General features: G+C 46.7%; 20 protein-coding genes. 11 read left to right on the top strand and 9 right to left on the bottom strand.

All coding sequences use genetic code 11. The features are described from left to right. Positions 1–597 precede the first annotated feature (597 nt). Complete coding sequence (exaC, locus tag DKT75_RS12050; protein ID WP_109823686.1) at positions 598–2118, bottom strand: acetaldehyde dehydrogenase ExaC; 1521 nt, start codon at positions 2116–2118, stop codon at positions 598–600. A 122-nt stretch (positions 2119–2240) separates the two neighbouring features. On the opposite strand from exaC, the gene DKT75_RS12045 reads away from it, so the two are divergent. Further along, positions 2241–3371: a helix-turn-helix domain-containing protein gene (locus tag DKT75_RS12045; RefSeq protein ID WP_109823685.1), complete on the top strand. Its 1131-nt coding sequence runs from the start codon at positions 2241–2243 to the stop codon at positions 3369–3371. Positions 3372–3528: 157 nt separating this feature from the next. Further along, complete coding sequence (locus tag DKT75_RS12040; protein WP_109823690.1) at positions 3529–4044, top strand: glycine cleavage system transcriptional repressor; 516 nt, start codon at positions 3529–3531, stop codon at positions 4042–4044. Here the strand turns inward: DKT75_RS12040 and DKT75_RS12035 are convergent, their stop codons facing one another. Both DKT75_RS12035 and DKT75_RS12030 read right to left on the bottom strand, forming a co-directional pair. After that, positions 4045–4407 (bottom strand): DUF5665 domain-containing protein, encoded by a 363-nt coding sequence (locus DKT75_RS12035; protein ID WP_109823684.1) that lies wholly within the window; start codon positions 4405–4407, stop codon positions 4045–4047. It lies immediately after the preceding gene. Between the two features lie 2 nt (positions 4408–4409). Further along, positions 4410–4832 carry a group II truncated hemoglobin gene (locus DKT75_RS12030; protein ID WP_109823683.1) on the bottom strand — a complete coding sequence of 141 codons (423 nt, stop codon included), beginning with the start codon at positions 4830–4832 and terminating at the stop codon, positions 4410–4412. A gap of 83 nt (positions 4833–4915) precedes the next feature. On the opposite strand from DKT75_RS12030, the gene DKT75_RS12025 reads away from it, so the two are divergent. After that, positions 4916–5521 carry an NUDIX hydrolase gene (locus tag DKT75_RS12025; protein WP_158278855.1) on the top strand — a complete coding sequence of 202 codons (606 nt, stop codon included), beginning with the start codon at positions 4916–4918 and terminating at the stop codon, positions 5519–5521. On the opposite strand, the gene DKT75_RS12020 is transcribed toward DKT75_RS12025, so the two are convergent. Continuing rightward, entirely contained in the window at positions 5518–6123 is a 606-nt protein-coding gene (locus tag DKT75_RS12020; protein ID WP_211665397.1) for a nucleotidyltransferase family protein, read from the bottom strand. The genes DKT75_RS12025 and DKT75_RS12020 overlap by 4 nt on opposite strands. A gap of 56 nt (positions 6124–6179) precedes the next feature. On the opposite strand from DKT75_RS12020, the gene DKT75_RS12015 reads away from it, so the two are divergent. The 6 genes from DKT75_RS12015 (at position 6180) to DKT75_RS11990 (ending at position 12789) form a co-directional block, all read left to right on the top strand. Then, positions 6180–7130, top strand: a complete 951-nt coding sequence (locus tag DKT75_RS12015; RefSeq protein ID WP_109823681.1) for an XdhC family protein — start codon at positions 6180–6182, stop codon at positions 7128–7130. A gap of 139 nt (positions 7131–7269) precedes the next feature. Then, positions 7270–7728 carry a (2Fe-2S)-binding protein gene (locus DKT75_RS12010; protein WP_109823680.1) on the top strand — a complete coding sequence of 153 codons (459 nt, stop codon included), beginning with the start codon at positions 7270–7272 and terminating at the stop codon, positions 7726–7728. Positions 7729–7730: 2 nt separating this feature from the next. Next, entirely contained in the window at positions 7731–9992 is a 2262-nt protein-coding gene (locus DKT75_RS12005; protein ID WP_109823679.1) for a xanthine dehydrogenase family protein molybdopterin-binding subunit, read from the top strand. 11 nt (positions 9993–10003) lie between these two features. Next, the gene (locus DKT75_RS12000; protein WP_211665395.1) at positions 10004–10684 is read left to right on the top strand and encodes a hypothetical protein; all 681 of its coding nucleotides are present in this window, start codon (positions 10004–10006) and stop codon (positions 10682–10684) included. A gap of 120 nt (positions 10685–10804) precedes the next feature. Further along, entirely contained in the window at positions 10805–11533 is a 729-nt protein-coding gene (locus tag DKT75_RS11995; RefSeq protein WP_109823678.1) for a 16S rRNA (uracil(1498)-N(3))-methyltransferase, read from the top strand. Between the two features lie 152 nt (positions 11534–11685). Beyond that, positions 11686–12789, top strand: a complete 1104-nt coding sequence (locus DKT75_RS11990) for a type II secretion system protein N (protein ID WP_109823677.1) — start codon at positions 11686–11688, stop codon at positions 12787–12789. Here DKT75_RS11990 and DKT75_RS11985 read toward each other — a convergent pair. After that, the gene (locus tag DKT75_RS11985) at positions 12786–13286 is read right to left on the bottom strand and encodes a DUF2867 domain-containing protein (RefSeq protein ID WP_109823676.1); all 501 of its coding nucleotides are present in this window, start codon (positions 13284–13286) and stop codon (positions 12786–12788) included. The genes DKT75_RS11990 and DKT75_RS11985 overlap by 4 nt on opposite strands. Before the next feature lie 310 nt (positions 13287–13596). Further along, positions 13597–14457, bottom strand: a complete 861-nt coding sequence (locus tag DKT75_RS11980; RefSeq protein ID WP_109823675.1) for an SMP-30/gluconolactonase/LRE family protein — start codon at positions 14455–14457, stop codon at positions 13597–13599. A 114-nt stretch (positions 14458–14571) separates the two neighbouring features. Here DKT75_RS11980 and DKT75_RS11975 point away from each other — a divergent pair, with 114 nt between their 5' ends. Together DKT75_RS11975 and DKT75_RS11970 are read left to right on the top strand one after the other, a co-directional pair. Next, positions 14572–15381, top strand: coding sequence for a helix-turn-helix domain-containing protein (locus tag DKT75_RS11975; RefSeq protein ID WP_109823674.1), 810 nt, complete (start codon positions 14572–14574; stop codon positions 15379–15381). 241 nt (positions 15382–15622) lie between these two features. After that, the gene (locus DKT75_RS11970) at positions 15623–16303 is read left to right on the top strand and encodes a hypothetical protein (RefSeq protein ID WP_109823673.1); all 681 of its coding nucleotides are present in this window, start codon (positions 15623–15625) and stop codon (positions 16301–16303) included. 143 nt (positions 16304–16446) lie between these two features. On the opposite strand, the gene DKT75_RS11965 is transcribed toward DKT75_RS11970, so the two are convergent. The 3 genes from DKT75_RS11965 to DKT75_RS11955 all read right to left on the bottom strand — a co-directional run bounded on the left by DKT75_RS11965 (position 16447) and on the right by DKT75_RS11955 (position 25401). After that, positions 16447–17061 carry a hypothetical protein gene (locus tag DKT75_RS11965; RefSeq protein ID WP_109823672.1) on the bottom strand — a complete coding sequence of 205 codons (615 nt, stop codon included), beginning with the start codon at positions 17059–17061 and terminating at the stop codon, positions 16447–16449. Positions 17062–17160: 99 nt separating this feature from the next. Next, positions 17161–19560: a penicillin-binding protein 1C gene (pbpC, locus tag DKT75_RS11960; protein ID WP_109823671.1), complete on the bottom strand. Its 2400-nt coding sequence runs from the start codon at positions 19558–19560 to the stop codon at positions 17161–17163. A 12-nt stretch (positions 19561–19572) separates the two neighbouring features. Beyond that, positions 19573–25401 carry an Ig-like domain-containing alpha-2-macroglobulin family protein gene (locus DKT75_RS11955; protein ID WP_158278854.1) on the bottom strand — a complete coding sequence of 1943 codons (5829 nt, stop codon included), beginning with the start codon at positions 25399–25401 and terminating at the stop codon, positions 19573–19575. Positions 25402–25464 lie beyond the last annotated feature (63 nt).

The raw sequence follows: 25464 nt of genomic DNA, 5'->3' as shown, positions 1-25464 counted from the left end.
TGATAATATCGACACAGCTGTTCAACTGCATAAACATACGACTTGATGGTACTGGCTGAACAGCCACGAAGGACCAACGTATCAAGCATCCGTTGGCGTAGAGGACTGACTTTCATGATAAACCGCCTTTAATTGTCTGTTTAATAACAATTAAAGTTTGGCTCATTTATAGAAAATTACTTGAAAACCAGTAAGCTACCGCGAAGCGGTTTAGTTCAACAGTTCATTAAGAAGGTCTAAGACCTTTTAATATATTATCAGGACTTAAACCTTTGTTTTTTCGTAAACTAAAACTACCCCCCCCTAAACCACTGAAGTAAAAGTGATTTTAAGGTCTTTAAAAACATATCCAATACTGTTATCAGGTCTTAAGCACTTGTTTTAGCCTATATTTTGACACATCACTTGCGACTTTCAGGTCATTATTCAGCCAAAACAATGCGATATCAAGAAGTGATATAAAAATATCCATCGTAACCTCAAGTAGCGCCATAGATAATCAATACCTTAAACGCAGCCCTCACCCACAAAAAAGCCGAGACCTAAGTCTCGGCTAACATCACTGCAATAGTAGGAGGGGAAGCTATCGCAGCTTTCTTAAAAGAATCCCAGTGGATTAGTATCGTAACTAACCAACAGATTCTTAGTTTGCTGGTAGTGGTCCAACATCATCTTATGGTTTTCACGACCAACACCTGACTTCTTATAACCACCAAATGCCGCGCCCGCAGGATACTGGTGATAACAGTTAGTCCAAACACGCCCTGCTTCGATGCCACGACCCATGCGGTAAGACAAGTTCATATCACGCGTCCAAACACCCGCACCCAAACCAAACTCAGAGTCGTTAGCAATCTCTAGTGCTTCCGCTGCGTCTTTAAACGTAGTCACTGACACAACAGGGCCAAAAATCTCTTCTTGGAAAACACGCATATTATTCGTGCCCTTCAACAGCGTCGGCTGGATGTAGAAGCCAGTACCGTGCTCACCATCAAGCGTTTCAACACCACCACCGATAAGCACTTCCGCGCCTTCGTTTTTACCAATTTCAATGTACTTCAAAATCTTGTCGTACTGCTCTTCTGACGCCTGCGCACCGACCATCACGTCTGTATCTAGTGGGTTACCACGCTTAATCAGCTTCACACGCTCAAGCAACAGCTCCATAAACTTGTCATAAATAGACTCTTGAATTAATAAGCGCGAAGGACACGTACACACCTCACCCTGATTAAAGAACGCCAACGCTGCGCCTTCTAAACACTTACTGACAAACTCATCTTCTTGATCTAGTACATCTTCAAAGAACAAGTTTGGTGACTTACCACCGAGCTCAACCGTTGAAGGAATAATGTTCTCAGCCGCACATTTAAGAATATGTGAGCCAACCGGTGTAGAACCCGTGAATGCGATTTTAGCAATGCGCTTACTGCTTGCTAACGCTTGACCCGCTTCCGCACCATAGCCATTCACAATATTGAGAACGCCCGGTGGTAACAAGTCACCAATCAGTTCCATGAATACTAATATTGAAACAGGCGTTTGCTCAGCAGGTTTCAGAATCACGCAGTTACCCGCAGCTAATGCAGGTGCCAATTTCCAGCAAGCCATGAGGAGTGGGAAGTTCCAAGGGATGATTTGCCCGACAACACCGAGTGGCTCATGAAAGTGATACGCCACTGTATTGTTATCAATCTCACCTATTCCACCTTCTTGCGCACGAATACAACCCGCAAAATAACGGAAGTGGTCAGCACATAATGGAACGTCTGCATTGAGCGTTTCGCGAACGGCTTTACCGTTGTCCCACGTGTCAGCTACCGCCAACAACTCTAGGTTTTCTTCGATACGGTCTGCTATTTTTAATAAGATACGTGAGCGATCAGGAACTGACGTTTTACCCCAAGCTACTTTTGCAGCGTGAGCGGCATCTAAAGCCAACTCAATATCAGCAGCACTTGAACGAGGAATCTGGCAAAACACTTCGCCATTAACAGGGGATACATTGCCAAAGTATTGACCTTCAACCGGTGCGACCCACTCGCCGCCAATGAAATTTCCGTACTTTTCTTTGAAATTTACGACGGCGCCCGCCGTATTAGGGTTTGCGTATAACATGATCTACTCCTTGTTTTGTTGCCACTCAGGTGGTATCAATTGGTACGTAGATGTTAGCAACCCAAGATTTATTAATGGTTTAATAAAGGTTGAATAGGTTTCATCGCTTACAAGGAGGAGATATGTCATTAAAACAACGTCGTCAGACTACTGAGCAACAGTGGCATCGTTTTGTCGAAAATAAACGTCTCAAGCCGCGCGAAGTTCCCAAGACCATTAGCGCTTCTTGGCAACGTAGCCAGTCTGTCCACACCACTAAACTTGTCCCTCTCGAAGACCCCTACGAAACCAAATACCGCTGGCACGAATCCGTCATCCACTCTAGTGCCAAACAAGAGCTAGGCCACCTTATAGATATCGTCAGTGAAGGCGAATTGGTTGCAGCCATCTCTGACCCATCCGGCCGCTTACTGTGGACTTATGCTAGCAAACATATGCAAGATCGCGCAGCAGACGTTAACTTCGTCGCTGGTGGGCGCTGGGGTGAGCAAAGCGCAGGCACAAATGCCGTTGGTTTATGCTTAGTCACCAAGAAACCCGTCACCGTTTTTTCAGCAGAACACTTTCACTCTAATTTGCACGAATGGGTGTGTTATGCCGCGCCAATTATTCACCCACAAACGGGTAAGTTAGTCGGTACATTAGACCTGTCGTCTACATGGGAAAAACACACGCCGTTAGGCCAAGCAGCCATCGAGCAAATGGCAAAGTCCATTGCTAAGAAACTCCCCATACACACCCCACAAGCCGAGTTAGAGCTACACATGCTCGGCCAGCCACACGTTATTTATCAAGGTAAAACGCTGCCGCTGTCACTCAGGCATTGTGAGATTTTATGTTTACTTGCGTTAAACCCTCGTGGTTTATCGTTAAATGCCCTGCACGATGCCTTGTATGGCGATCAGAAGGTGACACTAAGCACGCTTAAATCAGAGATTTCTAAGTTGCGCGGCTTGCTTCATGGACAGATTGACTCTCGCCCTTACCGCTTGAGTGTCAGCTGTTGGGCGGACTTTACTGAGCTGTGGTCAACCATTCGCACACAAGATGTTGAGCAGACCTTTTCGCTTTACCAAGGTAGCTTGCTGAGCAACTCTGTGTCGCCCGAAGTAGAACAATGGCGGCACTGCATAGATGCGATCATGAGTAAGTCACTTCACTCGTGTGTCGACTTAGCGCAGGTCGTAAGGCAGTGCAATATGAGTGCTGGCGAGCTAGTCAGAGACAGACTGATCGAACTAGCCTCTCATTAAACATTTTCCCATACGGAAAATAGCCAAAGCCACTCATCTAGGAATTTAACAAAACAGCTATCATTTTAGCCTATATTTATAGCTCAGTTACCCTTAGGATAATGGTGTAACTTATGTCAGTATGACCGCTCAGCTTCACCCAATGAGGAACTTATCTGTGAATCAAACATTAGTTTTAACCGTCTTGAGTAATGACCGTCCCGGTATCGTCAAAGAACTATCGGAAGTGCTCAATGAATACGAGGGAAACTGGACTGATAGTCGCATGATTCACCTTGCGGGTAAGTTCGCTGGTTTGCTAAAAGCCTCAGTGCCTGAGGATAACGCAGATGGATTTATCGCCGACCTTAACAACTTACAAGATGATGGCTTAGAAATAGCCGTTGAGCTTGTTACAGAAGAAGCTGCCGAACTCGAATACAAGACACTGTCACTTGAAGTAGTTGGCCCAGATACCTCAGGTATCATCAACTCTATCACTCGTAAGTTGTCACAACTTCATGTGAATATTCAAGAGCTTGAAAGTAAGCAGCGCCCTGCACCAATGTCGAGTGAGCTGATGTTTTACGCTAACCTGACGCTGAGCTTACCTGAAGGCATTACGCCTGAAGAAGTCCAAGACGCGCTTGAAGAATTACCGAATCAGCTGATGGTAGACTTAAACTTCAGCTAATTATTCGCTAATAGGTGGAGTCTCTTGCTGCTTAAGGGACTCCTCGATACGCTCCAGTGTTTCAGCGACACGGCCTAGCTCATCATTGTAATCCATTTCATACATATAGCTTTGTACAACCGCTTCCATATCATTGGCGTAGTCGCCCAAAAACGGCACTTCTTTAAATAAGCTTAGCACCCAAATGATCAAGGCGATCACGAGTGATGCACCAACGAGTGCGCCCAAACCTCTGAACATTCCCGCCACAAAATTCATCCAAACAACCCGCCATGGACTGGATAGATAAATCATAAAGTTAGCTAAACCATCTGCTGCGCGCTGCTGATCACTTTCTTTCTCAAAGTCTTCTTGCTTGGCCATGTTTATTCTCTATTTCTACACATGTTCGCGGGAAATGTGAGCTGCGTCATAAGGTAGTCACGAAAGTCTTGCGGGTAGCTTTTCTGCATGTCCAACGCTTGCTTCATACAACCCAACCACGCATCACGCTCTGCGTTACCAATATCTATGTGCTGATGTGCCGCAGGAATACTAATGCGACCATACTTTTCGTTATACAACGACGGGCCGCCCATCCAGCCTGTTAAGAAACGCGCCAACTTATCAATCGACTCTTCTTGATCTTTTGGGTGCAAACTACGAATGTGACTAGCATCGGGAATAACATCCATTTGCTGGTAAAAGTCAGTGACTAACTGGCGAATACCGTCAATTCCACCTGCCGTTTGAAAGCTATGATCATCTTGGCCATATGCCTTGGGGCCTGGGGCATTACTAATTTGCATACATTCCTCTGTCACTGTTTTGAACTAAAAAAACAGGTATGATTATAGGCATACTACCTAGCACAAAAACAAGAGGCGACCACGTGAGTGAACTAGCGACCCTGTCACAAAATAAGATCATTGACCGACTCAAAAAATCACTGGATGCAACGTATGACGTGCCTCCAAGTAACGATGATAAGCCGATGCGACAAGCAGCGGTGTTAGTCCCTTTTGTTGAAGTAGACGGTGAGTGGAGTCTGCTGTTTATACAGCGCAGTGAACATGAAAACGACTGTCATAGCGGCCAAGTAGCGTTTGCCGGTGGCAGGTACGAAGAGTCTGATGAAGACATGTTTGCTACCGCACTTCGCGAAACGCACGAAGAGATTGGGGTATTACCTGAAGATGTGACGGTATTGGGGCAACTCAACCACCATTACAGCATTAGTAATTATCAAATCACGCCAGTGGTTGCGACGATGCCTTGGCCTTACGACTTAACGCTGGAAGAGGCAGAAGTGGCGGCGACGTTTACTATTCCACTGCGTTGGTTGACTGACACCACTAACTACCGTGTTGAAGAGCGCATACTTAACGGGAAGTCGTTACCTGTGGTTTATTTTGAGCCTTACGATGGCTATGTATTATGGGGTGCGACGGCACGAATGACCTTGTCGCTGATTGATTTAATGAGTACCAACCCTTAAATCTCTAACAAACTGTCTTTGGTATCAAAGTCCTGCAACACACCCGCGTCATCAACAGCTAATAGTCGAAGCTGCGACTGATAACGTTTTAACACAGCTTTAGCACCACTATCGCCACTTAACGCCAGTAAGTCATCACGATACTGCTGCGCAAATAGCACGGGGTGTCCGGCTTTATCAGCATACGTCGGTCGCACAATACCGCCCTGCTCACGCAATTCATTCACTAATAACTGATGCGTTGCCGGCTGTATCAACGGCATATCTGCTAACGCAATGACCCAGCCCTGTGCTTCGGGTGTCGCTATGATGCCTGCTTTGAGACTGGCACTCATTCCTAATGCGGCATCGGGGCAATCAACTGTGCGAAAACCATGGTTATTGAATAGTGTTATTAGTGCCCAATCATCAGGGCGCACCACGCATACCAAGGTATCGACAGCGGCACTTAAGTTCTGCGCTGCCCGCAAGCCCATTGGCGCTCCGTCGGGGAGCAGTGCCAGACATTTATCACCGCCAAAACGTCGCCCCTGTCCTGCCGCTAGTAGAATGCCGACGGTTTCGCGAGTATTATATTGATTCGCTATATTCATAAGCGTCATATTGTACTGCAAGCCGTGACAATATCTATGTCACAGCTCACGCTAAGAGAGAGTCAATGCAAAACCAAAATCAAGACATCCTTACCCGCGCCTTAAACTGGCTCAATGACGGCCACGACGTGTTGCTTTATACCGTCGTCAATACGTGGGGGTCATCACCACGTCCACCAGGCTCGATTATGGTGTTACGCGACGATGGCATGGTTGCAGGCTCAGTGTCGGGTGGCTGTATCGAAGATGATCTTATTTATCGTTTAAAAAACGATGGCTTACCTGACAAGCCCAGCATCGTGAGTTATGGCGTCAATGCGGATGAAGCTCGCCGTTTTGGCTTGCCTTGTGGTGGCACCATGCGTGTTGTTCAAGAGCCGTTGATAGGTGCAGAAGCGATTAAAAATCTGACCCAGCTGTTAGGCTTGTTAGAGCAAGGCTCTGCTGTGACGCGTCGCGTATCGCTCGAAACCGCGTCAGTGGATCAACACATTGCCAATGATAACGACTCACTAGCGTGCGATGACACCGCGTTTATTAATGTATTTGGCCCTCACTACCGACTACTGATTATCGGTGCAGGACAGATTGGTGAGTTACTTTCGCAAATTGCAATCAGCCTCGACTTTGCCGTCACTATTTGTGATCCACGTGTCGAGTACCATTCAGAGTGGGCAATCGCTAACACTAAACTCATCACGACCATGCCCGACGACACCGTAGTTGATATGAAAATGGACTCACGCACTGCGGTTGTGGCACTGACACATGACCCAAAGCTCGATGATTTAGCACTGATGGAAGCCTTGGCCTCCCCTGCTTTTTACATTGGTGCGCTAGGCTCAAAAGTGAATAATGATAAGCGTCGTTTAAGGTTGCTCGAGTTTGATCTGGACGCACAACAAATCTCTCGTTTAAGCGGCCCTGCAGGCTTAGACATCGGCAGTCATACACCTGCTGAAATTGCTGTTTCTATAGCTGCTGAGCTTATTACTGTGAAAAATCAAAAGATCTAACAACACACTTATAGTCACCGCGTCGCTGTATCTTGGAGGAATATGCTAGTTACCCTCGACCTGATAATAGCTACACTAGACTAATAAACAGACATCTATTTTAACCAGTCTGTGACTTAAAAAATAAGGAAACGCTTCTATGAAACTTAATGTAAATGGCAAAGACCACGATGTCGATGTTGAAGCAGACATGCCGCTTCTGTGGGTGTTACGCGACGAAATCGGTTTAACGGGCACTAAGTTTGGTTGCGGTATCGCACAGTGCGGTGCTTGCACAGTCCATGTTGACGGCCAATCGGTACGCTCTTGTTCTCACCCTGTGGGTCAAGTAAACGGCAAAGTCACAACCATTGAGGGCATCGGTTCTCCAGATGTGATGAGCAAAGTTCAGGAAGCATGGATCGAACATCAGACCCCACAATGTGGTTACTGCCAGTCTGGGCAAATCATGTCTGCCACCGCATTACTGACTTTTAACCCTGACCCGACTGACGAAGATATTGATCGCGCGATGGCGGGGAATATCTGTCGTTGCGGTGCTTATCCTAGAATACGTGCGGCGATACATGCAACAGCCAAATCGATGAAGGAGGCTTGAGCATGAGCACCTTAGGAAAAATTACCCGTAGAACTTTTCTTGTCGCTTCCGCTGCGATAGTCGGTGGTGTGGTGTTTGGTACTTACAAGTATAAACAGGCGCTGCCTAACCCGTTACTCGACGGTGATGACGCGGCACAACCAGACTTCGCGACGCTCAATCCTTATCTCAAAATTGATCAGGAAGGCGTCACCGTTATCACGCCACGTGCTGAAATGGGTCAAGGTATTCAAAGTACACTCGCCATGTTGGTTGCTGAAGAGCTGGATCTGGACTGGAAAACAATCAAAACAGAGCACGGCCCAGCCAGTAACAGTTACTACGTAGGCATCATGATGGAAGCGATGGCTGCGCACATGTATGACCATAGTGATAAGGCGAATGTCTTCCGTGACCTGACTCAAATCCCGTCTAAGTTTTTAGGCATGCAAATCACCGGTGGCTCTATGTCGACACCGGATGGTTTTGTCAAAATGCGTAGCGCGGGCGCAAGTGCACGGTTAGCCTTGACGCTTGCCGCAGCGCAACAGTGGAACGTTAAAGCGACAACGCTTAAAACTGAAGATGGCTACGTCATCAACCCAGCCAATGGTGAAAAGCTTGCGTACACGGCTTTAGCAGTTAAAGCCGCGGCTATCGAGGCGCCTGCTGAGCCACCACTGCGTGACCCTTCTCAATGGCGCTACATCGGTAAGTCGGTGCCGCGGATTGATATTCCCGCTAAAACGGATGGTACGGCTGAGTTTGCTATTGATGTAAAACAGCTCGACATGCTGCATGCGACGGTAAAAATGAGTCCACGTTTTGGTGCTGGTATTAAGTCGTCTGACACCAGTAAAGCTGAGTCTATGGCTGGCGTTGAGAAGATTATTACTCTGGATGATAACGGTTTTGGTGTTGTCGCAAATAACACTTGGCGTGCCTTTAAAGCGGCTGACGCGATTGAAGTTGAGTGGAATGAGCCGTCTTACCCTAAAGACCAAGAAGGTATTTTCAAAATCTATGAGGACAGCTTTTCGGCTAAGCCTAATGGTAGTTTTGACGAGAAAGGCGATGTCGAATTAGTCTTTGCGGATGCTGGCGAACAGGTTCAAGCAGAGTATCGTGTGCCGTATTTGGCGCACGCGACGATGGAGCCGATGACAGCGGTTGCACAAGTTAAAGATGACCGTATTGATATTTGGACAGGCTCTCAAGCACCGACTGCGTTCCGTGATGCAATCATTGCGTTAAGCGGGTTGGCCGCTGAGCAAATACATATTCACACGACGTTTTTAGGCGGTGGTTTTGGCCGACGCTTTGAGACTGACTTCATTACCAGTGCTTATAAAATTGCTAAGCAAATGGATGGCAAACCGGTGAAAGTGACGTGGTCACGTGAAGAAGATATGCGTCACGATGTGTATCGTCCTGCTGCTATTGCTCGCTTTAGAGGCGTGATGGGCGACAAAAAGCCGCGTGCGTTGGATGTACAAATTGCCAGTCCTTCTATCATGAAGTCTATGTCAAAACGCTCTCCAACTCCTGCGCTGGGTGCTGATCCATTGGTTGCGGAAGGCACAGCGGGACAGCCGGATGCGATTGAAAACGTACGTATCAGAACTTACACGCCAGAGCTGGATATTCCTGTTGGCTTTTGGCGGTCGGTGGGTGCGTCTTATAACGGCTTCTTGCATGAAAGTTTTATGGATGAGATGGCCGAGAGCAAAGGCTTAGACCCTATCGAGATGCGCTTAGAGATGTTTGGTGACTTAGCACCCACTGGCAACAAGGTGGTTGAGAAAGTTGCTGAAATGGCCGCTTGGACTGGGCGTAAAGGGGCTAATGGTGGCGGCCGTGGTTTCGCTTACACGCTTGCGTTTGGTGCTCATACCGCACAAATTATTGATGTCAGTATGACTGATCGCGGTATTAAAATTGATAAGATTTATTGTGCGGTGGATGTAGGTACGGCAATTGATCCGCGCAACATTGAGGCTCAGATCCAATCAGGCATTATTTTTGGATTAACCTCTGCTATGAGCGGTGAGATTACGTTTGAAAATGGTGAGGTGGTTCAGTCAAATTTCCACGATTATCCTGCGATGCGTATTCATCAAGTCCCTGATATTGAAGTCGTCATTATGGAAAATAACCCACGTATTACAGGTGTTGGCGAGCCAGGCACGCCTCCTTCCATCCCTGCCTTGGCCAATGCGATTTTTGCAGCGACTGGCAAGCGGATTCGTGAGTTACCGTTGAATAAACATGTCGATTTCGTCTAAGGAGACCTGCTATGAAAATTAAAGCATCATTGATCGTCGTTACGACACTGGGGTGTCTGTTACTAGCTGGCTCGATGGTTTGGGCTAATACCGAAACAACTGCGACTGAAACGTCAACTGAGGTAGTGTCAGAAACGAATGCAGTGGCTGTAGAGACTATAGATCAGTCTTCTATTGTGCCTAAAACCGAGGCAGACAAAACTAAAGGTGTGGAAGTTTGGAGTGATATTTATAAGGTCTTATCTCACCCACGCTGTGTTAATTGTCACGTTCCGGATGACCGTCCTCGTTGGTCTGGAAAGCACTATGGAAAGACCCAAGTCCATGGCATGAATGTTCAAGCAACCGCGACCCGTATGGGTAAACCGGGCGAGCAGATGTGTACAACTTGCCATGCTAAAACTAACTCAGACGTACCTCATGGCCCACCGGGCGCAGAGGTTTGGGCGCTAGCGCCAGTGGAAATGATCTGGTGGGACAAGTCATCAAAAGAGCTGTGTGCGATTGTTAAAGACCCGAGTAAAACCGGTGGCCGTGACATCTCATCATTTGCAGAACACATTAGTCATGATGCGCTAGTAGCTTGGGGCTGGAACCCTGGTTTAGGTCGCGAGCCAGCGCCATTTTCAGCAGAAAAAACAGTGGCGATGCTTGAGCAATGGTTGGCGCTTGGACTGCCTTGTCCTGAATAAATTAGACGTGGTCAGTCACTAAAGACAGCTGGTGACCCATGCAATTTGGGTTACCACTGTTGCCATCGCTTAGGCTATTATTCACTGCTATGACCCACACTCGCCATTAGGAATGAATCCGTGAGAATCCCCCGTTATTATATCGACCAAGCATTAAACTGTGACGAGCAGCTTGCACTCCCTGAAGAATTACACCGTCATGCGGTGCAGGTTTTGCGCGGCAAAGTCGATGACGCACTGATCTTATTCAACGGCCAAGGCGGCGAGTACCACGCTCACTTTACGGAAGTAAATAAGCGTAACTCGACGGTATTGATCACTAAACATGATGAAATTGATCGCGAGTCACCGTTAGAAATCACCTTAGTATTAGCCCTTATCAAGTCGGATAAGTTTGATTTCGCACTACAAAAAGCGGTGGAAATGGGCGTGACTTGCATTCAACCCGTGATTGCTGCGCGTAGTGTTTTAAACCTGAAAGGTAATCGTTTAGAGAAAAAAGCAGCGCATTGGTTAGGCGTGATTCATGCCGCTTGCGAGCAGTCTGGACGTACGCGTGTGCCTGAGTTGCTAGACGCGCTGGCGTTTAATGATTACCTCATGCAAAACGATGATACCTTACGTTTGGCGATGTTGCCGACTGCGACTGAAAGCTTGGATACTTTAGAGAAACCTTCACAGCCTATTTCTTTATTGGTTGGCCCAGAAGGGGGTTTCCGTGAAGACGAAGTTGAGTTGATGCAGCAACAAGGCGTTCAGACGATTCTGTTTGGCCCACGTATTTTGCGTGCTGAAACGGCAGTTATCGCTGGGATCGCACTGTGTCAAAGCTACTGGGGTGACTTGTAAAACGGGTGTTTTATCGCTGATTAGTTCGCATAGGTCAGAAATATTCACATCGTCGCGCGGTCACTGCTAGCATAGCTCGCAATCCTAAATTATTTGGGAGATAACAAAAATAACACCCCCAGATAATTAACCACCGAGACTGACTCTGCGTTATGAGAGATCAAACCAAATCATTGATACAGCGTGTACCAGCAATAATGACTCCCCTACTAGTCGTTGCGTTTTCTGCGACACTAGCAAAGTTGTTGTGGGTCGTTTTAGCGCCACCAGAAGATGTGATTGCTGCGCCTAAACTCAGCGCACCCGCTCCGATACAAACACAACAGCAGTCAAACCTTGGCAAAGTGATTGCCGATAATCATATGTTTGGTGAAGTGAAACGTACTGCACCAGTGGTCAAGCGACCTACGCCTAAAGCGCCTCAGGCTGTTGCTGCACCCGAACCAACTGAGCCACCTATCAAGATTAGCTTACACGGCATTTGGTCAAGTAAGCGTGCGACAGGACGCTCTGAAGACTCTTATAAAGCAACACCTATTGTGGCTCCCAAACTTGATGCGGTTAGCCAGATACAAGCTGACTTAGGTGATTTGTTTGGTGACAGTGAGCCGACAGCAGTACTTAAGCCAGCGCCTAAGAAAAACAAATCCTCTGCCATTATGTCGGTTGAAGGTGGTAACCAGCAGATGTTTTCTGAGAACGATATGCTAGCTGGTGGCGTTAAAGTCTTAGATATTTATGCGGATAAAGTGGTGCTGGATAATCGTGGTGTGCGTCAGGAAATATTCCTCGCAGATGGCGACCAACCTGCCCCGAAAGGCTCAACACCTAAACCTGTTCGTACCATGCCTAACGCTGTTTCGGCTAACCTTGCCGCTGCTCGTGCCCAACAAACGAATGCCGCGGCTAATTCTGACCCTCGTAAAAACCGTGGTGAGACCTTAGGTCAGCGTGACTTACGAAAGCTACGTGAAGATATTATTAATGATGCGTCTTTGCTAGCTCAGTACGCTGCGCCTGAGCCGCTATTAATCAACGGTCAGGTGAAAGGCTATCGACTGCACTTGAGTAATAAACTACGTCTGCTGTATCAGGTTGGTTTTAGACCGGGTGATGTGGTGACTGAATTAAATGGTGTGCGCTTGCAAGACCCGTCGACTATTCAACAAGCACTGTATAACTTTGTGAGTTCTGACCAGTTATCGATTACGGTTATGCGTGGACAGGATGAAGAGACGTTTAGATATAGTTTTTAAGCGTTAAGTCGTTTAAGGGTCGCTGGCACGATCACCTTATGAACGGGTGCGACAAAAAACATATACACCTTACCCAAGGTGTTATTCACATGAACCACTGTGGTTGCGTGGACTTTGGCAGTTCCACCCGCTTCTGGCTCAATAAAAAACGACAACCTCACACCTAAATGCTTATCTTGATCTTCAAGAATCACTTCATGATGCGTATTTTCATATAATGTGAAAATCCCAACTCTGTCACCCACCTTGTAATCGGCACTTGCTTTCCCTTGCTCTACATCTGCAAACGAACCTAAGTTTTTCAGGCCTAACCTCGATACCGCTTTATTACGCAAAGACATCAACGCATTAATCCAGCCTGGCATTTCGCGCGCTTGTTGCAAGAATGTATCTAGTGCTGACTGGTTTTCATAAGGAATAACCGTAGCGTGGCAATCCGCAAAATACGCACCATCGACGTGAGAACTGATCTTTGAGTTGTTAGGAATCTCGCTCATATTTTCTTCCTGTTCTTTGATAACTCAATGGAAACACATGTTTCAATAAAAGTCCCCGCTATTAGCAATACGCCGCCACATCAAACGCAACCTTTACCAAAGCTATGCTAACTTTCAAGTGCAACTCTTTGCTAAAATTCAACAATACAAAGAGGGCTTTCTTATGAGGAATTGCTATAAACATCTTTCTGTGGAAAGCCTAGAGGCGCTCAATCTAACTATATGATTGAGCGCCTCTAGGTTGAGATACTCGCGAGGATATCCATTCGCTGATTAACACCGCGACTAGCATCAGCGCTAGGACTACGGCTTATTGCTTCAAAGAATACACATCAACTCTATTATCCATCATCATCGGTACATACAACTTACCATCGATGACAGAGGTATCCGCAGCACCCTTACCCGCATTAAACAGCAGTTTTGTTCCGCTACTACTTACCTCAAAGACATTGCCATTTATCCAGTCGTTGGTAATAATATTCTCACCTGAAACACTGATCCCATCTAAGTTACCGATTTGCTCAGCTTTTTCGTCTAGGGTTAACCGTTTGGTTTTTAGGCCCAAGCGATAGACGCTACCTGCTTCGCTGGTGGTAAAATCGCTTTGAATATCCTTTCCCCAGCTACCAATCAACAACTGACCCTTGTCATATTGAATGCCGTTTGGGTGTGGAATATCTTCATGATCAAACCAGCGTGTGATTTTTTTATCAGCATAACGGTAAATGCCGCCTGCTAATAAATCAGTAACGTAGACATTGCCTTCGTCATCAACCGTTACGTCATTTAACATTTTACTATTGGCCACTTCAACGCTATTCACAACCTTGCCTTGAGCAATATCAATCACGCGTAAAAACGTCAGATCAGCGACGTACAACATGCCATTAGCACTTGCCATTCCTTTAGGTGAACCTAAGCCCGTTACCCACTTATGATCTAAAATATCACCTAACTCTGACACACGACTAATATAGCCATTTCCTGTTGCCTCAACCGGTGAACCATTGATGTTACTCACGTAGAGCACCTTATTTGTAGTGTCTGCGAGTACAGACTCGGGTTGGTTAAAACCTGATAAAGACCAAAGTTTTTCTGCGGCAATCACAGGGCTCTGCGCAATTACTAATGCAAATGCTGCAACGGTTAATGTATGGCGAAATTTCATGTCTATCTCCTTCGTTAAAGTGATGATAAGAATCACACAGAAGATACTTTTTGAAATTTAAATTAAAAAAGGTATCATAAAAGACTACTAAACTACGTTTCTTAGGTTCATAACATGAATGATGAACAGCATCGCGAGCACCTCTTTGTCACACTCCGCCAAGCACTTAAGTCTCAGGGTTATACCTACGCAAAGCTTGGCGAAGCGTTAGATGTCAGTGAGTTAACAATAAAACGATTGTTCAGAGACAAAGACTGCAAGATGAGTCGTTTGATTGAGATCTGTTCGGTCATTGGTATGAGCTTTAGTGACTTGGTTGCCATGCAGGAACGCATGCAGAGTTCAGCACAATACCTTCCCATTGAGATCGAAAAGGAGATCGCCAAACACCCTGACCTCTTTGCCTTTTTAGTATTGCTAATCTCTCACATTAGCCCGCAAAAGATCGCTGAAGAATACAGACTCACTGACAGTCAACTTTATAGCTACCTCAGAGAATTAGAGAAGCTCGATGTGCTGGAAATATTGGAAAACAATGATATTCGCTTCAGCGTGTCATTACCGATTCGCTTACGCTTTCATGGCCCATTAAGTGATCATATTAAGAAGGCAAATAAGAACTTCATTAGCCACTGCATTAGTAATAACAACGACCCTGAATATTGCTTCTCAGCGGGCAGCCGTTTGATGAGGCCATCAAGTATTGCCCAGCTTCAAGAGCAATTTTCTCAGCTACAAAAAGACTTTGATTACCTTGCGACACAAGATCAAATGTTTTTTGGTAATGAGGACTTGCAGTTATATAAGATTGTTTATGGATTGGGGCCGTTTCCAGTCATGCAACTGTTCCCGCTGAGTAATAAATACAAGCAAACCACCAACTCTACTCAACCGCATAATCATGTTATGGCGAAGTGGCAATAGTCTATCAATGACCTTTAACAGCTTCGCTTCCTTGCTGTTGCCTGTCTCTGCTCTTCCCGAACATCCACGAGTGACGTAATTGAATTACCTGGATGCACTGCCATTTGGGTGATTCTGTGAGTCATTTACACGTCACTAAAGTGACGTTACAACTTAATTGAAAACACCTTAAAAAAACATGTACTACTCTTATAGCAAGTCGATAGACATTTTTAATCGACAAAGCAACGAGGAGAATCATATGAGGAAGTTATTTTCGATCCTATTCGTATTGACGGCTTCGGGCTTTTATAGCTCGCTAGCTCACGCTGCAACCAGCGTAATCAATTGCCCAGTGACCCAAGCACGAGTACAAATGACGACAGGCCTACTCGGTGGCTGGTGGCGAACACCCTACGTCAACAACTTGCAGGGAACGGCTGTTCAAATGATCGGAGGCAAACGCACCCTAGTCTGTAAGTACGGCAATCATGCAGCATTCTGGACCATGCGTTTAGAGCCAACCACAAAGATTTGCCAACCTAGGTCGCGTGACTTTTTGTGTAAAGACAAAGTGCAGCCCGCACGTACGCTGAGAACAGGCCCGCTGGTGATTCCACAAACCTACTTGGTGGATCTGGATTATGGTCAAGTGAGATCACAAGGCGCTGATATTTGGTTCCAAGCACAAACCGCAACGCGCCGATTTATTACACCCAGAAACGGTGCGACGATTGGCATTGCAGGTACCCGTTCAGTAGGACGTGACGGCTGTAAGAATAGAACGCTACGTGCGATACCTATTCCGCTACCGAGAATTCCTGTAGGTAGTTATGTGTGCGTAAAGACCAATGAAGGACGTTATGCCCAATTCCGTGTGAACCGAGCTGCTGGTGCAAGCCCCGGTAATTTACACATCGGCTATACGACTTGGAGACGATAAACTAATAAAGATAGTGGTCACACATTGTGTCCACTACTTACCTTCACTCAATACATTTCACTTATGAATACTTTTTACCTGTCAGTGTTGCGGTATTGTTAAGTCAGACTCTAGGTTGAGTTCCAGCTATTCGACATTTAGTCTTACAATGAAAAATAGTGGCCCTTTACTATGTAGTAACCTGCATCCATCAACAGCAACAACACAAGCAATGCGCCTATAACATATAATAAATTCGTCAATAGGCGTCCATGTCGTTTCCAAAATAATAGTGTTGCATCTACAAGCGGTTTTTCTCTACCGTTAAGGTAAGCAACGACCAAAACAAACAACATAAACTGACTGATCAAGGTCCAAAGTGTGAACACTGCGGTGCTTAACATCACATCATTATTGTCTGCCACGACAACCGCAGTAGCGATAAAGGTGGGATCAAACACTGAAGGGATTGAGAGCGCAGCACCAGATAACGCATACACGGCAATTGAACCCTCAACAGGCAGCTGCTTCTTTTCCTTTTTCTCGAAATCACGCTTCCCTAATAGTTTGCTCAAGAGCCAGTACCCAAGAAGAATAGCCACCGCAATTTCAAGATAAGCCCAAATAGCACCTGGCTCTGACTCCGCTTCCACAAGCAAAAAATTGCTACCGACAGCAGTAATTATCACTCCAGCCGCAACCGTGAAAACGAATGCGCTTACCGTAAGCGCGATGATCTTATTTCGACTAATTCCAAGATGGATTGCTGAAAATACCACTATCGCCCCAACAGGGTCGATACCAGCAATACCGAGCCAGATAGCTTGTATTAATTCGTTAATGATAAGTCCCTCAATATTTCAAGATCCGGTAAATAGTTATTCGTCACTCAACACCTCAAACCGCTGCGATACTTCTTGCCCATTTTCATCCACTAGCGTGACCGTATGCATACCCGCATTCACCCAAACCGCTTGTTGGTGGAAGTCCTGCGTCGTACCCAAAAACGTATTATCCAAGTGCCAAAATAACTGTGCATTAGGGTTTCGATGTACCGCCTTAAACACAACTTTACTACGCTCATTAGCAAGGTCTTTAGGAATATACACCTGTGTATTACTACGTGGATAAATCAGGGATATCGGATTTTCATTCACCATCGACTGCGCACTAAGCTGGCAGTCTGCTCGCCACTCAGGTAACGGTTGGTAGTTAGCATTAAACTGGCGGTAATAGAACGCTTGATCGGGCGGTAATACAAACCAGTTACGACGTTGCATTTTCGCGACTGACTCACAGCCACTGTGCACGCGCCATAGTTTGTCGCCCTCTTCAACCACATGTATCCGTTGGTGGTTTGGTGAGGTGCGCTCGAAATGACTGCCACTTGGTATTTGGTAATCAACACCATCACACAAATCATTCTCGAGAAAGCCGTCGTCTTTGCAGAGTTTGACTGTTTTCATTTGCCAAATAGGTTTTTCAAACCAGCTGCCATCGACCGATAAACGATTGAACATATCAAACATCATTGGCGCGGCGACTTGGACACCCGTGACACCCGGATGCCCTTCGCCTGACGCATTACCGACCCACACGCCAACCGTGTATTGCGGTGTTGTGCCGATAGCCCACGCATCACGAAAACCAAAGCTTGTCCCTGTTTTCCAGGCGACTTTGTGAGTGCTGTTAAAACGTTTCCAGTAGCCTGCATTTCCGGGGCGCGAGACTTCAAGTAACGACTGTAACGTCATCCACGCACTCGCTGGACTGATGTTGTTTATACGATTGCTTCTTGTTGATTTTGTCGAAATATCTGATGGTTTATCAGGGTCTTTTAACCATGTCGCGTCACGGTAAAACCGCCAGTCCTCCGTCGCGTTTTGTTGAGCAATAGACGATAAGTTGGCAAACAACCCTGTCAATTCCCACAGGCTTGCTTCTGCACCACCTAGTATCAGTGGTAAACCATAGTCGCGCGCATTTCGATGCAAGTGCTTTAAACCCATCTGCTTTAAGGTATCGAGAAAACGCTCCACACCGTGATAACTCAACATATTTACCGCGGGAATATTTAGCGAACTAGCCAAGGCTGCACGCGCTACTACTGCACCATGAAAGTCACGGTTGAAGTTTTTAGGGCGATAACCGGAGTAACGAACCGGTGTATCTGAGACCAAGGTTTCAGGTAATATTTCACCACTCTGAATCATACTGGCAAACAAAAATGGTTTTAAGGTGCTGCCAGTACTGCGAGGACGCTGTACTAGGTCAATCGCTTGGCCGTGTTTATTCGCCCGCTCAGTCGGTGTGTTCCCTACATAAGCGAGCACTTCAAAAGTTTTATTATCAATCACCATCATCGCTAAATTATTGACGCCACGCAGCGCCAAAGTATCACCGTGGTGCTTGGCTATTTGCATCGCTGAGCGTTGCAGACTTCGGTTGAGTGTCGTCTCAAAACGAGGGGGTGTGTTCGTCGCTTGCTGCTGGTGTTGAGCGTTGAGAGTGTCGAGCAAGTGAGGTGTTAAACGCGGTAATGGCTCAGGTTTTAGCGGCAAGGACTCGGCCACGGCCAAGCTGTAGTCCAACTCAGAAAGAGTCTGCTGTTGTTTGAGTGTTAGTAATAAGCGATCGCGCTTTGCTTTCAACCGAGCACGTGAGCGGCTCACATGAATCAATCCTGGACTGTTTGGCAGGACGGCTAACATGGCACTTTCAGCCCACGATAACTTATCTGCACCACGCCCAAAGTATCGCCACGCAGCGGCTTCTAATCCAACGACATTACCGCCAAAAGGGGCATGACTTGCGTAAAGGTTTAGTATTTCCCGCTTGCTAAAACGAGTCTCCAAGCGCAGCGCTCTACCTGCTTCAAAGAGCTTATTCCAAAGTGTTCTCGGTGGGTTTTGTTGAGACAGACGAATCACTTGCATGGAGAGCGTACTAGCGCCACTGACGACTCGACCTTGCGTGATATTTAGATAAGTCGCACGCGCCACCGCCATCGGATCAACTCCGATATGCTGCTCAAAACGCTTATCTTCAAAGGCAATAATACTCGCGGCAAACTTGTCAGGTACTTGCTCAACTGGCGGGAATCGCCATTGCTCATCTTTCGCAATGTGCGCGCCCATGAGCTTGCCCTCACGGCTCAGCACAATGCTGGAGTAAGGGGCATTAAATAACTGCTCTGGTAGGCACTGGTAAAACCAAGCACCTAGCACCAGCAGCGTTACCAGCATTAGCCGATAACGCCACTTCACACGCTTCAACATGTTCTGAGTAACTTAGTCAGTCGTATCTGCTTTGATCCACTTTTCAATGACTTTACTGCCTTCAAAACGAATCAAATACCAAACCACACCTGCCGCATCGGTCGACTCAGACAACAGTGTCACCTTATCACCCGTGATCACGTACATTTTAGTCGCACTCTCATCGGTCGCTGCATCATGCAAGGTGGCACGCGTTGATTTAATCGTCAGCGTCTTCGCTGCCTTTTTCTCACTCTTCGCCATCTCTTCTGAGCTGACTGTGCGCACCCAACGACCGCGCTCTCGTGCGGCCATGCCACCGTCATACATTCCTTCAACGTGAACTGCTGGCACATAGAACCGACCAAGGTAGGCTGTATTTGCAACGATGCTAAAGGTTTTCTCTTCACCTTTTTCAAGGTCAAAGTAGTAGTGAACACGGTCATCACGTTGATCGCGATAGTCATATTTGGTGCTGGTCTTCGGCTGCTCAAGGTCGTTGAGTACTTCCCAACCTGCCGCAACAGGAATGGTGAGTGCTAAAAACTCTGCTTTGTCAGCAAGGTTGTTTTTAACTGTTACATCCACCTTCACATCAGTCCCTTGAAGCAAACGACTACCACTCGGTAAGTTATACCAATCAGTATTGTCCTCACCATAAGTCACCGATAAACCTAAGCCTTTACTTACGTTTTTCTCATCACCCAAAGGCGGTACACCGTTAGAGATCAAGCTCGCATACAAACGTACACCACTTGTGTTTCTCACTGACAACGGTGCTTTTTCAGTCGCTGTCAAACTGGTTGAGAAGAACGGCTTTTTACTCTGAATATCAACACTGTCCTTCTCGCCCACACTGTAGTTGGCTTTAAAGAAGTCCGTGTTGTTACCCAGATAACGTGATGCACCCATGAGCGCCCAAGCAATACCTTGAGTACTTTGGAATGTATCTTTACCTAGCTCTTTAGCGATCTGCTCTAGAATAACCGTTGCACCTTCAGTCTTATCCAAAGCCACCAAGTTTTCCAACTGAATACCTAAGTTACCCAACGTTGAGCTAAAGGTTTCGTCACGTTTCTGTGATGCTTCAACGGTAGGTTGCAGACCTTCAATCACACTGTTTGCAGCATCTGGCTGACCAATCGTTTGGTACGCTGACGCCAACATCCAACGTGCTTTCTTGTTGAGCTCAACCGACTCACGTAAACGGTTCATAGCACTCATTTGCGCCTTACCCGCTAACGCCAACACATACAAACGATACGCTTGAGTATGAGAGTCATTGGTGTCAATTGCTTGCTCCCAACGTTGTGCCTCGGTGCTTTGGTAAGTTAACCAATTCGACAAGACAGTCGGTGGAATCAAGTAACCCAGCTTCTGTGCTTCCACTAAGAAATGACCCGCGTAAATACTCGCCCACTTGTTATTAGTGTTGCCACCTTGCCAATAATTGAAGTCACCCTGCGCGTTTTGGAACTTACGCATTTGCTCAACCGCTGATGCAACGTGCGACTGAGTCTTCTTAGCACGCTCATCACCCAAGTCCATCAAGCGACTCAAATATAACTGCGGGAATGCCGCCGAGGTCGTTTGCTCAAGGCAACCATGTGGGTAACGCATCAAGTGGTTCAAGTGACGTTCAAGATTTAGTGCAGGCACAGCAGACAGCTCTATAGATGCGCTATTCGTTCCTTTCAAACCATAGGGCTCTATGTCTTGTAGCCATGTTGCACCCGGCTCGATGGTCTGAGTCACTACTCGTGTGGTTTCAACATTTGGCTGACGCACATCAATAAACAGTTCTGACTCAGAACGGTTCTCACCACTGACCGCGGTAAATTTCAAACGCGCTTGACCGACTTGCTGGTTGGTTTTCAAACGTAAGAAACCAATCTGCTCACCCGTCTTATCAAACTTAATAAGCTGCGTTGTCGAGCCAACCGACTGTACAAAGGCATCTGTTTCAACATGAATCGTCACTTCTTTCAGACTTTCATCCGTCACAAATAATGTCACTGGGACATCAAACGTTTCATCAGTACCCAGTACGCGTGGCAAGCTTGCTTGCATCATCAACGGCTGACGAACAAACACTTCTTTAGACGTTTGACCAAACGCGCCTTCATTAGCCGCAACCAACATCAGTCGCACTGCACCAATGTAAGCAGGTAACTCAACGTCGTGAGTGGCCGTCTCGCCAGCCTTCAAGTTGAATGGCCCCAGCACTTTCACAACAGGAGGGAAACGACGCTTACGGCCCGCATCAGGGTCAGCTTCTGCGCCATCACCACCACCGATAGCCAACATACGCTCTAAGTTGCCGTTGTAAGCGCCAATCACAGAATCATATAAATCCCATGTTTTGACACCCAGCGCTTCTTTTACGTAGAACTGACGGTGCAAGTTAGGTGTTTTAAAGTTAGTTAGACCTAGCAAACCTTCATCCACCACCGCAAGCGTATAGCTCATCGATTTGCCAGCAGACTCCGTGACCGTAATCTTCTGTGTTGACTCTGGCTTCCACTCATCCGCTGCTTCAATAACAGGTTTCAGATAAGTCTCAGGGTCTGCCACTTCAATCGGGATAATGCCGTACAAGCGCAATGGACGCTCATTCTGCTTATCTTTGTGTGGCTGTAATAAGGTGATGTGTATGTACGCATTTGGCGACATTGCAGCCGTAATCGGTAGCTCAACCTTGGTTCGTTTCTCGGTGAACTCGACCCATTGCTGACTTAATATTTCACTACCTGTTTCAACGCTCAACAACGCACGACCTTCCGTCGCAGCCGGTAGCTGGATAACCGCAGTCTCGCCAACAAGGTAAGCTTCCTTATCACTAAATAGGTTTAGACGACTGGCTGCACCACTACCTTCTTCCTGTGCGCGACCTGCCCAACCCGGCCAGTCCACGTACATAATTTTACCACCACAGTGTTTGCCATTGATGTCGCAGGCACGCACAAGGTAGCGACCCCACTCTGGGTATTTGATTTCAAAGTCCCACTCACCTTCACCATTAGTTGTGCTAATGATGCTTTCTTGTAGCTTGGCAGCGCTTTCACTGTCTGCATACTGAGCGAGAGAATCCGGTGACTTGTCCCACCACCACTTCCAATCAATTTTGAATAAACTCACACGTACTTTCTTGATACCGACAGGCTCGCCATGTGCGGATAATGTACCGATCTTCACCGTGTGCTTGGTGTCAGTCAGTAACATGCCACGCTGCGCATCACCTTTCGGCAACTTCACACCCACGTAGTTTTCATATGGGTGGTAGTCCATGCTCTGCTGACTGATGCTAAACGCACCACTGTTTTCAAACACTCGACTGGTAAATCGCGCACGTAACATGCCAGGCGATTGCGACTTCGGTGAGAAGTCTTTCTTAAACTTCAACTTACCGTCTTTATCCAAACGCCCTTCTAATACCGCCGTATCTGAGCTGCTAAAGTTACGTGCAGGGTCATCAAAACTGTAGTCGCTGAAACGTGTGAACTTAGTCGGCTTACTACTAAAACGCACCGAGATATCCGCTTTCAAGTCTTCAGCGGTTGCGCCATGCAACCACTGACTACTCAGAACACCTTCAGGGTTACCATCACCTTGGTAAATCGTTTCAGCGCCAAAGTCCAACTCCACCTTCAAGCGGTTTGGACGCACTGTCTCAATGCTTAGACTTTTACTAAACGTACTACCACCCAAACGTGCTCTGGCAATCCAATTACCGGTTGGGTCTTTTTCATTAGTCTTAAAGATAAATGGGTAAAGGTCTCCGACTGACTTGGTGCTAGTCTTTGACGCAGTGACTCGACCTCTTGGGTCAATCAGCTGCATCGTCACTGGGTGGTTCGCAGGGAGTTTCTTATCTTTATCAAACAACGCAAAGGTCAGATAAATCTCATCACCGGGACGCCAAACACCACGCTCTCCGTAAATGCTCCCTTTCAGACCATTTTCAATCTTGCTGCCGCCCACATCAAAGTGGCTGACGGTTAAAGCAGTTCGGGCATTAAGTTTTAAGTAAGCTGTGTCTGCAAACTTCTTAGCCACTAATAAGAAAGGTGTTTTTTCAAGCTTCACATCAGCGAAACCTTTGCCATCTGTGACTGCTTCCGCTAACACTTGACCTTGGTAGTTACGAACCTCTAACTCAACGCCTGTCAGTGGCTTAGCGTCACGTAAGTCTGTCGATACTACGTGTAAGTTGCCGTGACCATCTTGCTTAGCGATCAGACCGATGTTACTTGCTACAAAATTATTGCTCGCGGTGACGTCATCCTCATGAGCGGTGAAGTAAGAAGGTGAACATGGGTCGTTACGTTCTCGCCAGTTATAGTCATCGTTATTTTGCTGCCAATCACTAATACCGTCCCAGCCGCTTGCTTGAACTTCTCCATCGTCTTCGTGGTTCATCAGTGGCTGTGCAATCGCCGCTGGCGTCACCCCTTCGCATTTGTAGGTAGAGTGACTGCGATTAACCGATAGCTCCAAACGAATCAAGCTACCGTTGTAGTCTTTCATCAAGTCAGTGACGTCGATCGAGTAATCGTTCCACTGATCATGGTTTGCAGCATTTAACGGTAATGTTTTACGCCACAAGTAACGACCCACACGACCGGTTTCTTCACCACCCGTGATTGCGTTATTTTGTAAGAACTGACCGACATTGTCTGGGTAAATTTCAAAAGCGGTGACTTCAACGCCATTCACAGCTACTGCTCTAAATGGGATTTGAAGCTGACTGTTGTCTGGCAAGATAGAACCATTACCAACAAACTCAACTTTAGGTTTTAACAAGCTAAAGGCAACGGTCTTTTTGATCGTCTCCTTGATAGAAATTCCACCTTCACTACGCACACCCGGATTGATAACAACCTCGTAGTCACCCGCTAAGTTTTGTTTTGGGAAGATTTTGATACGACTGCCTTCCGCACGCACCGTGTAACTTTTTGAGTCTTGCCCTTTGATCTGAACTAACCCTTGTAGGTTAACCTCACTGTCTAACGGCTCAGTAAAACTGATTTGAACGAATGGGTTGGTTCCTTCGTCATTGAGCACAGCAACGTCGATTATTTCAAACTGATTAAGTACTGGCACAGCGACATATTGGGAAGCGATCTTTTCAATACCGATGTATTGGCTATCCCACGCTAATTTAATGTCAGTGGCGAAGGTTTCGCGTGTCACGTCAGCAATCGTAAAAGCGCTACGCTTTCCATCATCACTGAACTGCCATTGGATGGGTAACGTCTTTCCTTGATACGTCGCCTTGAACATCTTTTTAACGTCGTCAGGCATCACCCGATCTGACGTTAGGAGGCTTCCTGTTAGCGTCATTTCCTTGCCCGTATTCGCTGTTGCAAACAAAGGGTTGGTTTTTACTTCGTATTCAAACGGTATCACCGAGAAGTCAAAACGGTGCGGCAAAGCATTAGAAGGAATACCGATCAATCCATCAGGTGCCACATCTACCGTGTACTTAGCACCGGAGGTGAGTGCTTCTTTAGGAACGAAGACTAATTCACTGGTCGAAATGAATGTCGCCTCACCCTCAACTTTGGGTGTTAGCTTAATCACTCTAGCAGCGGTCTTGCCGACTCGCTCAGGTGCTATCACGGGGCGGTTAAAGGTGATACGGACAGGTGAGTTACGTGGAATCATTCCTTTGGTGCGCTGACCACTGACTTCAGCCCAGTTAAACTCAGTCACTCGCACTGACGGCACTTCCGGAACTAATGGTGCCTCTGCAGGGGTTGTACTAACAACCTCGGTATCTGCCTCAGCTCCCTGACAACCACTCAACACTGCGCTGACACATAAAAGTAGACCGGCTAATTTAAAGCTGTTCCGCACCATTTGACACTCCCTGACAAACATTACTGATTACTATTGGAGCAAAGCTATTTATATTCGTTCACA

Origin of the sequence: Leucothrix arctica (assembly GCF_003172895.1) — a bacterium.
Lineage (GTDB): Bacteria > Pseudomonadota > Gammaproteobacteria > Thiotrichales > Thiotrichaceae > Leucothrix > Leucothrix arctica.
The sequence above is the reverse complement of the archived record's forward strand: the minus strand, read 5'-3'. Positions and strand labels throughout refer to the sequence as shown.